Below are 12,963 nucleotides of genomic sequence, written 5' to 3'. Positions count from 1 at the left end.
TAGCTGCCGAAAAAGTACTATTTATTGAATCTTGCTTATCCAAATTTGCAACTTCCTATCCTTTTAAAAATCACGCAATTATAGATAAACACTCCATTTTTTATCATTCTCTGGGAAAAAATATTTTTTCAATTAAATAATTTTTTATAATTTCGCGCCACCAAAATAAAGCAGACCTATAGTGTAACGGTAGCACTCCGGTTTTTGGTACCGTCAGTCGGGGTTCGAATCCCTGTGGGTCTACATTTTATTTATTAACCACTTGATGATCAGGTGGTTTTTTTTATTTCATCAAACAATATGTTTCTAATTTAATAGGAGCAATCGAAAAAATTATTATCTTCGTGATTAGTTACAGCTATATTCATGATCGATCGTTGTGTTAACCTAGCTTAAAAAATCCTGGGTAGAAGATTTAATATCTTTCTGCCAAACCACTTCCTGGGCAGACAATCCGAGAACAGTGCATAGAATACATGCACCGGAGTAAAGTTTATTCATCTGTTTGTGTATTTAATATTAGTTTTATTTATAATTTTCCGGCAAATTTAACATTTTTTAACGTCTTTCAAGTCCCGTTAATGAGATTTAATGTGAATCTTATCAATTATTCTTGTTTTCTTACCATACTCTACCTTTGATGAAACAAATCTACTGCTGCATAGCGACAGAACTTGTCGTGTTAAACTATAGATGCAATTATTTTCATAAAAGTTGGAAAACATATGAAATTTTAGTTAAAAGAATGACAGCCATTTTTGTTTAAAAAGTTTTACCCAAAAAACTGCCAATATATATTATGACAAGGGAAATTTAACCATAAAAGAATATCAGAAATTAATGTTTAATCACTCTAAAAAATGTAGCGTAAAAGAGTAATACAAACTCTGTCTCAAAAAAAATAATTCAGGTATATTTTTATATTTGTATTAATATATATTTTCTTTATATTAGTTCAACGAAAAAAAATATCCTAAAACAGGATAAAGTAAGAAAAAAATTAATCAAAAATTATCATGAAAAATCTAAAAAAACTTTCAAGAGAGAATTTAAAATCTGTTAAAGGAGGAATTACACAAGAATGTGCAAGCTGGTGGAATTCAGGTCAGCCATACTACAAAACTGAGGCAGCTTGTCTTCAAGCAGTTTCAGTAGATAATCCGGACGAGATTCATTCCTGCCATAATGAATGTGGGCGTTGGTATGGTTTTTAAATTTTAAAGAAATAAATCAAAATGGCTGTTTTCCAGTAAAACAGTCATTTTTCATTGAATTTACACACCTGCCATCAACAAAAAAGACAGCCTTTACAGCTGCCTTCACAATATTATATTAAGCTGATGCTTATTTTAAATCAAATCTGTCAGAATTCATCACTTTTACCCAGGCAGAAACAAAATCATTTACAAATTTCCCATGAGCATCAGAGCTTGCATATACTTCTGCAACAGCTCTCAGCTCAGAATTGGATCCGAATACAAGATCTGCACGGGTTGCCGTCCATTTTGGCTGACCTGTCGACCGGTCTGTACCCATATACATTTCATTATCTTCAGAAATCGATTTCCATTGCGTTCCCATATCCAGAAGATTCACAAAGAAGTCATTGGTAAGTACTCCCGGACGGTTGGTGAATATCCCGTGTTTTGATCCGTCAAAATTAGTATCCAGTGCACGCATTCCACCTATCAGCACTGTAAGTTCCGGAGCTGTAAGGGTTAAAAGCTGCGCCCTGTCAATCAATAAAGATTCTGTAGATACACTGAACTTCTTTTTCAGGTAATTGCGGAATCCGTCTGCTGCAGGCTCCAGATAGCCCATCGATTCTACATCGGTCTGTTGCTGAGAAGCATCCATTCTTCCGGGTGCAAACGGAACTTTAATATCGTGTCCTGCATCTTTTGCCGCTTTTTCAACGCCTGCACTTCCTGCAAGAACAATTAAATCCGCTAATGATACTTTTTTACCGCCAGTCTGAACTTCGTTGAATTCCTTTTGAATATTTTCTAAAATTCCCAAAACTTTCTGAAGCTGGACAGGATTATTTACTGCCCAATCCTTTTGAGGAGCCAGCCTGATTCTTGCACCGTTGGCCCCACCGCGTTTATCACTTCCTCTGAATGTAGAAGCAGAAGCCCATGCCGTAGATACAAGTTCCGAAACGCTTAATCCTGAATTGAATATTTTCTCTTTTAAGGTCTCAACATCTGTGTCGTTTACGAGTTCGTGATCAACCTGAGGAATAGGATCCTGCCAGATCAGCTCTTCCTGGGGTACATCCGGTCCCAAATATCTTGCTTTAGGTCCCATATCTCTGTGGGTAAGTTTAAACCACGCCCTGGAAAAAGCATCTGCAAATACATCCGGGTTTTCGTAGAAATGTCTTGATATTTTTTCGTATACAGGATCCAGTCTTAAGGAAAGGTCCGTTGTAAGCATCGTAGATCTGTGTTTTTTCTCAGGATCAAAGGCATCCGGAATGATCTCCGCTCCGTTTTTAGCCACCCATTGATGAGCTCCGGCCGGGCTTTTCGTCAATTCCCATTCATTTTCAAATAAATTCTTAAGGAAATAATTGCTCCATTCGGTTGGGGTTTCGGTCCAGGTTACCTCCAGGCCACTGGAAATAGCATCTGTCCCCTTTCCTGATTGGTAAGTACTGCTCCATCCCAATCCCTGAAGTTCAATTCCCGCAGCTTCCGGCTCTTTTCCCACATTGTCGGCAGGGCCTGCACCATGTGTTTTCCCGAAGGTATGTCCGCCGGCAATTAACGCCACCGTTTCTTCATCATTCATGGCCATTCGTCCGAAAGTATCCCGGATATCTCTAGCAGCGGCAATAGGATCAGGATTTCCGTCCGGACCTTCGGGATTTACATAAATAAGTCCCATCTGTACAGCAGCAAGAGGCTTTTCAAGATTTCTGGAATGAATATCACCGTCTGCATTATCGTCAGTCGGAAGTACTCCATGGTTTTCGGTTACGCCTTCTGAGCCGTGGGCATAACGTAAATCACCTCCGAGCCATGTTTTTTCCGAACCCCAGTAGATATCCATATCTGGTTCCCAAACGTCTTCACGTCCTCCCGAAAACCCGAATGTTTTAAAGCCCATAGATTCCAAAGCAACATTTCCGGTAAGGATCAATAGGTCTGCCCATGAGATTTTATTTCCGTATTTCTGCTTGATGGGCCACAATAATCTTCTGGCTTTATCCAGGCTCACATTATCCGGCCAGCTGTTCAGAGGGGCAAAACGCTGCTGTCCTGCACCTGCGCCTCCTCTTCCGTCACCAACACGGTAAGTACCCGCACTGTGCCATGCCATACGGATAAACAGAGGTCCGTAATGACCAAAATCGGCCGGCCACCAGTCCTGGGAATCTGTCATTAATGCATGGAGGTCTCTTTTTACAGCTTCAAGATCGAGGCTTTTAAATGCTTCAGCATAATCAAAATCTTTATCCATAGGATCTGAAAGTGATGAATGCTGACGCAGAATATCTACTCTCAGCTGTTCAGGCCACCAATCCAGATTTTTGGTCCCTCCGCCGGCTACAGCTTCTTTTTTCATTGTTCCGTTATGGAACGGACATTTACTGATGTCATTTAAATCATTTTCCATTGTCATTTAATTTTTTATGTTGATGAATACAATTTCCTTTTAAGACATGACAAACTTACAAAGCCTTAGTTATAAATACAATCTATTAATATTTATTTAAATTATAGTTAAAAACTATAATATATTGAAATTTACCAATCGTTTGAAAGCATGGCAACAAAAGATATAATAATGCAATTAAGTTAATAAAAATTCGGGAATGGATGTATAAAAAGCAAGACTAAGCCACCCTATTTGGAATGATTCAAATGAATATTCTACAATTTGATAATCAGTTCATTCGATTTAATAAAATTTGATTATTTTTATATTTAAGATAAAATTGATATGAAAAAAATTCTGGTTGTTCTGCTCGTTGCATTTATCATTATACAGTTTTTTCCGATCGACAAAACCAATCCTCCTCCCACTCCGGGAATGGATTTTCTGAAAATTAAAAACACACCGGAACCTATTGCGAAGATCATCAGCACTTCCTGCTACGACTGTCATTCCAATGAGACTCAATATCCCTGGTATGCCAGCATTTCTCCGGCTTCATGGTTTGTGAAAAATAATATAAACGAAGGCAGAAAGCATCTTAATTTCTCTACTTTTGCAGTGTATGAACCGAAGCAGCAGGCTCATAAGCTGGAAGAATGCATAGAAATGACAGAAAAAGAGGAAATGCCTCTGGAATCTTATTATGTAGGGCATCAGGATGCAAAGCTGACTGCGGAACAGCGTAAGGAACTGGTAAAATATTTCAAAAAAGTAAAAGAGGATACCGAAAGGAAAATGGTATTTTAAACATCTATATCATGAAGGAGATCTGGGAAGATAAACATATTGTATTTTTTGACGGTGAATGCGGCGTCTGTAATTTTTGGGTGCAATGGATTCTCGAAAGGGATAAGAATGACAGATTTATGTTTGCATCTCTTCAGTCTGATTTCGGACAGAGATTTTTATCTGAAAGAGGCCTGGAAACCAAAGTGCTCAATACGCTATACCTTTGGAAACCTGGACAATATTATTTCACCAAATCACGTGCTGTGCTTCAGATTGCCGATATATTGGGCGGAGTATATAAACTGTCAACTGCCGGAAAAATAATCCCTGCATTTTTAAGTGACAAAATATATGATGTTATCTCAAGAAACAGAATGAAACTGGCAAACCAGAAATGCTTCCTTCCGGATCGGGAACAAAAGAAAAAATTTATTGAAGTATAATTTTTGTCAATCAACGGTTTTACAGATAATTACGATTTATACTGATGGATTTTTCCGGGATACTAAATCATTAAAAAAGCAAGGATAAATGATCCCTGCTTTCTTTTTATTGTTTAATTTTTATTGGTTCAATGACCATATTGAGTAGCTGTTTGGCGGAGCCTGAACCTTTACCCATTTATCTCCCTGCGTGGTCGGATACCAGCCGGAGTTACCCGTGAAATCTTTTATCTGCTGGCTGCTCCAGTTGGTTTCCACCCATCTTTCCTGCCAGCTCGATGAATTATTGATATAAACAACCAGTCCCGGATTTCCGTTGTAGCCATTACGTCTTGCAATATATTCATCAGTATCCGTGTACAGTATGGAAGTGGTTCCCGTAGCTTTATTGTTGTGGATCCAGATCAGATTATTCAGCCTTTCTTTGTTTAACCATTCTTCATAATCTCTGTAAAAAATGGTTGGATAACCTTCATGGGTAAGGATATAAGCGTAGGCCGGCATTTTGTTGTTAATGACATCGGTATCATGATTGGCTACGAAAGTTACCGCTTTATACGGATTTCTTTTCCACATCATATCGTCATTCAGTACATTTAAATTACCGTTATCAAAAGCTTCATCCATTTTATAATAAGCCGCAAAATCGAAAACGGAGCTGTTCGCATTATTGGCCCACCATTCTAAAGTGTTTACATTGGAATCCCACAGTTCGCCAACAGAAAATCCACCTACGTTGGAATTCCAGTTATTGACCACCCAGGGTCCGAAACCTTTGACATAATCAAATCTCCAACCGTCAAATTTCATGACATTTTTATAATATTTCCCGACAGAATCATCTCTTCCCCACAGCCAGTCCTGTACATAAGGATTGGCATGGCACAGATCCGGAAATCCCCCGAAGGCACCCTCATCATTATTTCCGTAAGAGTTTTTGTAAAAGTCATTATAACTTCGCTGAAATTTTCCGGAAGCGACTCCTGAAAAATCTGTCCAGGTGTTTGTTCCGGTAAAAGGATTGGCCTGAGACTGGCCGCCACTGTTATGATTGATGACAATATCTGCGTAGACCTGCATGTTTTCAGCGTGGGCTTTTGTAATCAATGCTTCCAGCTCAGTCCGGGATCCGAAACGGGTTTCTACGCTTCCGTTCTGGTTAAAATTTCCAAAGTCATAGTAATCCGTAGGATCATATCCCATAGAGTAAGCTCCGTTCTGAGCCTTTGATGCAGGCGGAAGCCATACTGCACCAATTCCGGAGTCTGACCAGGCTGTAAGCTTATCTTTTACGGTGTTCCACCAATTTCCACCTTCGGGAACATCCCAATAAAACCCCTGCATCAGGACTCCGCCTCCGGGACCGGAGACAAATTTTCCGGCCGCAGATCCGCTTCCGGTACTGAAGGGCCGCCCGTCATGATTCGTCACATTTACGGTTTTGGCATGAACTTCCTCCTTCCGGAGGTTTTCATTATCGTTTTCATCACCGTTCTGACAGGAACTGAAAAATGCTAAAGCCAGCATCGAAACTAAGAAATGTGTTTTTTTCATACTTGTATTTTAATTATTAATCTATTAACTAAATTACAATTTTATTGATATAAAGTCTATAAAATATGTGGTATTTTCATTTTTACTGAAAAATCACTATCAATACTCATATAAAATTTTCATTAAAAAATCATAAACTTTTAATAAATTCAAAACAATTTTTCTTTTAATCCATATATTTGCATATTATGGAATACAACACCCAAAGAACTCAGCTTCATATGCCGGAATACGGCAGAATCATACAGCAGCTGGTTGAACGCTGCAAAGAGCTCCCTACCAAAGAGGAAAGGAGTGAAATGGCTATGGCCATTATCGATTTTATGGGTCAGAGAAACCCTCAGCTCCGTGACGAAGACAATTATAAACATAAACTTTGGGATCATCTTTTCATTTTAGCGGAATATGATCTTGATGTAGACTCCCCATATCCTTTCCCAACCAGAGAACAGCTTGCCGAAAAGCCTAAAAGAATGGGATACCCTAAACTCCAGGGAGATTTTAAATTTTACGGAAAAAGCATTCTTCAGCTGATTGAAAAAGCTATCGAACTGGAACCGGGCGACGAAAAGGAAGCCCTGATCGAGGTGATTGCGAACAATATGAAGAAATCTTACAATGTATATAATAAGGAACATGTAACGGATGACGTTATTTTCCGCCACCTGAAGGAGCTTTCTGAAAACCGGCTGGATCTTACGGGAATAGAATCTCTTGAGAAGAGCAAAATCTACTATACCAGCAACAGCAATAGCCGAAACAACAGCAACAACGGGCGAAATAACAGCAACAACGGAAGAAGCAACAGCAATACTAACAACAATAAAGACCAGACCAATAAGAGAAGACATAACAACAACCATAAAAACAGAAAGTAATGAGTGGAACATTTCAGATAAGAGGAGGGAAAAGACTGCATGGTGAAATCACTCCACAAGGGGCAAAAAATGAAGCTTTACAAATCTTATGTGCTGTGCTGTTAACAGATGAGGAAATAAGAATTAAAAATATTCCGGACATCCACGATGTAAACAGACTGATTGAAATTCTGGGTGATTTCGGGGTAAAAGTAACCAAGAACGGCCAGGGTGATTTCACATTTAAAGCAGACAGGGTTAATTTTGATTATATCAAGTCTGACGAATTTAAAAAAGACGGCGCCAAACTGAGAGGTTCCATCATGCTAATGGGTCCTATGCTTGCCCGTTACGGTGAAGCATATATGCCGACTCCGGGAGGTGACAAAATCGGAAGAAGAAGATTAGATACCCATTTCCAGGGACTTGTAGAACTTGGTGCTGAATTTAATTATGACGAGAATGAATATTTTTATTCTTTAAAAGCGAAAGAACTCAGAGGAAAGTTTATTCTTCTGGAAGAGGCTTCTGTAACCGGAACTGCCAATATTGTAATGGCTGCGGCGCTTGCCAAAGGAAAAACAAGAATTTATAATGCCGCCTGCGAACCTTATCTTCAGCAACTCTGCAAAATGCTGAACAGAATGGGGGCGAACATTTCAGGGATCGGCTCCAACCTTCTTACGATTGAAGGGGTGGAAAATCTTCGCGGTACGGAGCACACGATGCTTCCAGATATGGTAGAGATCGGATCATGGATAGGTCTTGCGGCCATGACTAAATCTGAAATCACCATTAAAAATGTAAACTGGAGCCAGCTTGGCGTTATTCCCAACACATTCAGAAAATTAGGAATCGAGCTTGAACAGAGCAATGATGATATTTTTATTCCTGCTCAGGAAAATTATAAGATCCAGAAGTTCATCGACGGATCTATCCTTACTATTTCGGATGCCCCGTGGCCTGGATTTACACCGGATCTGCTGTCTATTATTTTAGTAGTAGCCACTCAGGCCAAAGGAAGTCTTCTGGTTCACCAGAAAATGTTTGAATCCAGATTATTTTTTGTGGACAAACTGATCGATATGGGAGCGCAGATCATTTTATGTGATCCGCACAGAGCTACGGTAATCGGACTAAACCAGGAAGCTCCTTTGAGAGGAACAACCATGGTTTCCCCGGATATCAGAGCCGGGAATGCCCTTCTTATCGCAGCACTTTCTGCAGAAGGAAAATCCATCATCCACAATATCGAACAAATCGACAGAGGTTACGAAAATATTGACGGAAGGCTGAAAGCCATTGGTGCTGACATTGAAAGAATTTAGAATACATTCTATCACAATAAAAAAGCGTTCAAATTAATTTTTGAACGCTTTTATTTTTTACGGATTGGGTTACCAGCCGCCTCCGCCACCACCTCCGCCGCCTCCACCGGAGAATCCACCTCCACCGGAACCGCTGCTGGAGCTGGACGGTTTGGTAGATGCAGACTGTATGGACTGCGTGAGACTTGAGTTCAGGGTATTGGCGAAAGCATAATGATTCATTACACCACCGTAGTACCAGGTATTATTATATTCTGTTGCCGTTCTTTTCAGCAATTCATCAAATTTCTGGCCCCAGATCTGGTCCACTCCCATTACCATAGCAAAAGGAAGGAGGGTTTCAAAAACCTGCGGGGTCATCTGTGGAGGATTGTGAAACTTCAGCTGTTCGTTCTCTGCTGCTCCCATATACATTTTGAAGCCTTCTATCAGGGATTTTTTCCTCAGCTTTTCTTTAGATGGCTGTTTGATTAAATATTGATAAAGCACCATTACCGAAAATGCCAGAACAAGAAAAATATAGCAGACATTAAAATTAATACTTCCGGCATCTGTTCCTTCCTGAGAAATAACCCCGCCTATTCCTAAAATAATACTGAGGGGAATAGGAATAAGAAACAACAGTTTCCACGATATTTTCTTCACTAAAAATGCGATTAAAACAAATGCAATAGAAATAATGATATATAAAAGCACCCCGGCAAATACCCTTTCAGGCTCGGGCAATATAGTATAACTTACAAATAAGCCGAGGCCATACACCAGGGTAATGATAAGCCATGGAAGCACCAGCTTCTTCTTATTATTTCCTTCATTTAAAAAATCATCATGCTGAAAACTCAGTGTTCCTTTGAAATTCTGAACAGCCCCTTCGATTTTCGAGTTATATTTTCCATCGAATTTTACGGAATTCCCATTTCCTGAAAAAAGACTGTTCATCAGATTGATTTCTTCTTTCGGAAGGGTTTCATCTGCCGGTTTCAGCTTTTCCAGCGTAAAAGTTTTGGTATTGAAAAATCCCAACAGGCCGGAATCTTCTCCTTCTACAATCTTTACATATCCTTTTACAGCAAGGCTGACAATAGCTGCTGTGAGGTATTTATTTTTAAAACTTTCGGAATTGATATATCCCAGAGAAGCCGGTGAAAGATTTTCCGGAACATTGAATTGTGGATAAACAGTCGGGGTTTCAGGATCTACTCCATATTTCATCCACGTTGAATAGAGATACAGCATCAGTGCTAAAAACACGATACATCCGCCGATCAGAATCCCATACTTTTCCAGTAAAGTTGGCGGTGGGGGCGGTACCATAATTCCTTTTTTGAAACCTACCGCTATGGTAAGGCCTTCATTGGCACGAAGTCCCGAAGCGCCCCATTCTATGGACTGATCTGACAATACCCTGGCCATACAGTTCTGGCTGTTGCTGCCATAAGCCCCGGTATAGCAGGAGTTCTGGATGATTCCGGCTCCGGCGGGAAGGTTTACTTTTGCAGAAATGGTATCTACATCAAAATCCCAATAGGTCCCGTTTACATTCCAGTAAAACTCATCATATTTGGGAAAGAAACCGATCTGGTTCTCGGTTTTATATTTTATTTCATAGTCGTAGGTTCCGGGATCCAGGATTATGTCTTTATTTCCGGCATATATTTTCAGATAGCCATCTCCCGTCTCTTCATGATAATCTTCCTCTTCCCCGTTTTTTTTCACTGAGATGATATGATACCTTACTTTCTGGGTTTTATTGTTTAGATTTCTGGATAAAGGAAGTGCCCGAAAAATGCCTCTTTTGATATTATTTCCGAGACTGTATACTTTAATATTTTCGGTAACGGTAATTCCTGAGTTTTTATCTACATCAATATCCGAGTGGAAGGAAATGATTTTTTCCGGTCCGGCAACGGATAACTGATCTGTCCTTACCAGTTCATCCTGGGCAAAGGCTATGCAAAAAAACTGAAAAAAGAAAAGAAGCAGTAACTTTTTCATTTCTTAGAATTTTACGGTTGGAACTTCTCTTTCTGCAATATTTTCCAGCTCAAAGAAAGGTGATTTCTCAAACTTATACATATTGGCGATTATATTACTTGGAAAAGACTCAACTAAGGTGTTGTTTTCACGGACAGTTCCGTTATAGTATCTTCTGGATTTTTCAACATCGTTTTCTATAGAAGTAAGCTCGCTCTGCAGCTGCTGAAAGTTGGTATTGGCTTTCAGATCAGGATACTGTTCTGCTACGGCAAACAGATTCATCATGGCTTGATTCAGGTTTTTCTCTGCTGCTTCTTTGGCCTGAACAGAATCTGCACCTACAGCCTGAGTTCTTGCTCTTATAACACTTTCAAGAGTTTCGCGTTCATGCGTGGCATAGCCTTTCACTGTTTCCACAAGGTTTGGAATAAGATCGTGACGTTTTTTAAGCATGACATCAATACCGCTCCAAGCTTCCTGAACCAGATTTTTCAATTTTACCAGACGGTTGTAGATAGATACTGCATAAATAAGGAATACTGCAATTAAAGCAATAATAACTATGGTTATAATTTTCATATTTTTTTATATGCTTTAAAAATACTGTTTTTTTGAATCAGAAATGGAAATTTAAGAATACAATAGAATTAAACTGATGGAGGAAAATTAATATTTCAATTCTGAAATAAAAAAATACCCGATAAAAACCGGATATTTTCTGTAATTAAAACTATATGACGCTCCCCTAAAAATACGTACGGCAGTTGTATTCCACCATAGTATTTAAGAGTTTATTTTTATTGAGATAAAACTCCAGCTGCTGGTAATCTTCCGTACTTACGTTAATATACAGCTGTACTGAACCAAAACTGTTTCCGTTAATATATTCCACATTGGCAGATAACACCCTGTGACAGATCCCGAACTGATTATAGATGGCATTCATTAAATGCTCAAATTTCATTTTGCCGTTTAATTCTATTTCCAGTATCAGCTCTTTTTTAGGCAGGCTGATTGTATTAGACAGTACCTGCAGCGTAGGATTTGGTGTCATCATCACTAAACAATTTTTGGGTTAAACATTTTCTAGATCATGGTTGCTTTCTTGCGTTAAATCTTTGACAAAAATATAAAAAATTATTAGTCCACAAAATAAGTAGACTAATAATTTTAAATTTTAACATAAAAGTTTTTTCAAGCTCAAAATATTATCCGGTCATAGAAAAACTGATTGTTTTTTAAATCATTGTGCTTGTATCTCTCTTTAGCCATATAGTAAATTCTCGATACGATTTTTCCACTATGTGGAAAAATCACTCGAAGTGACGCCTTGTTCACCCGACATCAAATTAGCTCCGTCAGTTCGAGTGTTTTTCGCAGCAAAGCGGAGAAAAATGTATCGAGAACCCGTGAACTACAGACACCTCGAGAATCACAAACTTCCCGATACGATTTTTTCCAAAAATCTACTTGAAGTGACGAATATTCACTTTAAATTAAAAGCTGTTGTTATTTAAGCAATTAAGGTTTCAAATCTTCAAATTTCTTATCAGCAGGGAAAACGTGCTGTACTTTTTCAACAGTCAGTTCTTTCGGAAGAGAAAAATCTACAGTCTGCTTAATATCCAGAGAAGATGCACCTACAGAAACTTTGTAATTCCCGGCTTCAGCGATCCAGGCAGATTTTGCTGTTACGAATGATGCCAGATCTTTTGGAGATAAAGTCAAAGTAATGGTTTGAGATTCTCCCGGCTTCAGGTCTTTTGTTTTAGCGTAGGCTTTCAACTCAGACTTTGGTTTGTCAATGGATCTATCAGGTGCCGAAAGGTACAATTCTACCACTTCTTTTCCTGAAACTTTCCCGGTATTTTTCACCTCAACACTGACTTCTAATTTGTCATTAAAAGTTTTAGAACTTGTTTTGATATTTGAATAATCGAAATCTGTGTAAGATTTACCATAACCAAATTCATAAGACGGTTTCACATTGAATGTATTGAAATAGCGATAACCGACATAAACGCCTTCTTCATATGTCACATCTTTCGGATTGTCTGCCGGAACGCCAGGGAAATTCTTTGCGGATGGCGTATCAGAATATTTTACTGGGAACGTCATTGTCAGTTTTCCCGAAGGATTTATTTTACCGGAAACCACGTCAGCAACAGAATGTCCACCTTCCTGTCCAGGTTGCCAGGCTAATAAGATGGCATCTGCTTTATCTTTCCAGGAAGCCGTTTCGATAACGCCACCGATGTTTAGAATCACAACTACTTTTTTTCCTTTTGCGTGGAATGCCTTGGAGATTTTATCCAGCATTTCGATCTCTTCTGTTGCCAGATCAAAATCGTTATCCACTACTCTGTCGCCGCCTTCTCCGGAATTTCTTCCCAACGTTACGAAAGCAAT

11 protein-coding genes and 1 tRNA gene are annotated in these 12,963 nt (G+C 39.0%); 6 read left to right on the top strand and 6 right to left on the bottom strand.

The window, feature by feature from the left end; translation table 11 throughout:
- Positions 1-172: 172 nt before the first annotated feature.
- Positions 173-243, top strand: a tRNA-Gln gene (locus tag IX38_RS18320).
- Positions 244-1,016: 773 nt separating this feature from the next.
- A complete protein-coding gene (locus IX38_RS18315; RefSeq protein ID WP_034707371.1) occupies positions 1,017-1,214 on the top strand; it encodes a bacteriocin-like protein in 198 nt (65 codons plus the stop codon).
- Positions 1,215-1,344: 130 nt separating this feature from the next.
- On the opposite strand, the gene katG is transcribed toward IX38_RS18315, so the two are convergent.
- Positions 1,345-3,624 carry a catalase/peroxidase HPI gene (gene katG, locus IX38_RS18310; RefSeq protein WP_034707429.1) on the bottom strand — a complete coding sequence of 760 codons (2,280 nt, stop codon included), beginning with the start codon at positions 3,622-3,624 and terminating at the stop codon, positions 1,345-1,347.
- A gap of 327 nt (positions 3,625-3,951) precedes the next feature.
- On the opposite strand from katG, the gene IX38_RS18305 reads away from it, so the two are divergent.
- A complete protein-coding gene (locus tag IX38_RS18305) occupies positions 3,952-4,413 on the top strand; it encodes a heme-binding domain-containing protein (RefSeq protein WP_034707369.1) in 462 nt (153 codons plus the stop codon).
- A gap of 11 nt (positions 4,414-4,424) precedes the next feature.
- Complete coding sequence (locus tag IX38_RS18300) at positions 4,425-4,838, top strand: thiol-disulfide oxidoreductase DCC family protein (RefSeq protein ID WP_034707368.1); 414 nt, start codon at positions 4,425-4,427, stop codon at positions 4,836-4,838.
- Between the two features lie 120 nt (positions 4,839-4,958).
- Here IX38_RS18300 and IX38_RS18295 read toward each other — a convergent pair whose 3' ends face one another.
- Positions 4,959-6,392: an alpha-amylase gene (locus IX38_RS18295; protein WP_034707367.1), complete on the bottom strand. Its 1,434-nt coding sequence runs from the start codon at positions 6,390-6,392 to the stop codon at positions 4,959-4,961.
- Positions 6,393-6,580: 188 nt separating this feature from the next.
- On the opposite strand from IX38_RS18295, the gene IX38_RS18290 reads away from it, so the two are divergent.
- Positions 6,581-7,270, top strand: a complete 690-nt coding sequence (locus IX38_RS18290; protein ID WP_034707365.1) for a DUF4290 domain-containing protein — start codon at positions 6,581-6,583, stop codon at positions 7,268-7,270.
- Positions 7,270-8,577: a UDP-N-acetylglucosamine 1-carboxyvinyltransferase gene (gene murA / locus IX38_RS18285; RefSeq protein ID WP_034707364.1), complete on the top strand. Its 1,308-nt coding sequence runs from the start codon at positions 7,270-7,272 to the stop codon at positions 8,575-8,577. Before IX38_RS18290 ends, murA begins: the two co-directional genes overlap by 1 nt.
- Positions 8,578-8,646: 69 nt before the next feature.
- Here murA and IX38_RS18280 read toward each other — a convergent pair whose 3' ends face one another.
- From IX38_RS18280 to IX38_RS18265, 4 genes are all read right to left on the bottom strand, one after another.
- Positions 8,647-10,572, bottom strand: coding sequence for a DUF2207 domain-containing protein (locus IX38_RS18280; RefSeq protein ID WP_034707362.1), 1,926 nt, complete (start codon positions 10,570-10,572; stop codon positions 8,647-8,649).
- Between the two features lie 3 nt (positions 10,573-10,575).
- The gene (locus IX38_RS18275) at positions 10,576-11,133 is read right to left on the bottom strand and encodes a LemA family protein (RefSeq protein WP_034707361.1); all 558 of its coding nucleotides are present in this window, start codon (positions 11,131-11,133) and stop codon (positions 10,576-10,578) included.
- Between the two features lie 166 nt (positions 11,134-11,299).
- Complete coding sequence (locus IX38_RS18270) at positions 11,300-11,611, bottom strand: NIL domain-containing protein (protein ID WP_034707359.1); 312 nt, start codon at positions 11,609-11,611, stop codon at positions 11,300-11,302.
- A gap of 464 nt (positions 11,612-12,075) precedes the next feature.
- A partial coding sequence (locus IX38_RS18265) for a glycoside hydrolase family 3 C-terminal domain-containing protein (RefSeq protein ID WP_034707358.1) occupies positions 12,076-12,963 on the bottom strand: 888 nt, incomplete at its 5' end.

The sequence above is a fragment of the Chryseobacterium luteum genome (assembly GCF_000737785.1).
GTDB lineage: Bacteria > Bacteroidota > Bacteroidia > Flavobacteriales > Weeksellaceae > Chryseobacterium > Chryseobacterium luteum.
This window is presented reverse-complemented; position numbering and strand designations above follow the sequence as displayed.

Coding starts and splice junctions, on each gene's coding strand:
- IX38_RS18280 (WP_034707362.1), bottom strand. CDS start 10,572: ATGAAAAAGTTACTGCTTCTTTTCTTTTTTCAGTTTTTTTGCATAGCC.
- IX38_RS18305 (WP_034707369.1), top strand. CDS start 3,952: ATGAAAAAAATTCTGGTTGTTCTGCTCGTTGCATTTATCATTATACAG.
- IX38_RS18300 (WP_034707368.1), top strand. CDS start 4,425: ATGAAGGAGATCTGGGAAGATAAACATATTGTATTTTTTGACGGTGAA.
- IX38_RS18270 (WP_034707359.1), bottom strand. CDS start 11,611: ATGATGACACCAAATCCTACGCTGCAGGTACTGTCTAATACAATCAGC.
- katG (WP_034707429.1), bottom strand. CDS start 3,624: ATGGAAAATGATTTAAATGACATCAGTAAATGTCCGTTCCATAACGGA.
- IX38_RS18315 (WP_034707371.1), top strand. CDS start 1,017: ATGAAAAATCTAAAAAAACTTTCAAGAGAGAATTTAAAATCTGTTAAA.
- murA (WP_034707364.1), top strand. CDS start 7,270: ATGAGTGGAACATTTCAGATAAGAGGAGGGAAAAGACTGCATGGTGAA.
- IX38_RS18275 (WP_034707361.1), bottom strand. CDS start 11,133: ATGAAAATTATAACCATAGTTATTATTGCTTTAATTGCAGTATTCCTT.
- IX38_RS18290 (WP_034707365.1), top strand. CDS start 6,581: ATGGAATACAACACCCAAAGAACTCAGCTTCATATGCCGGAATACGGC.
- IX38_RS18295 (WP_034707367.1), bottom strand. CDS start 6,392: ATGAAAAAAACACATTTCTTAGTTTCGATGCTGGCTTTAGCATTTTTC.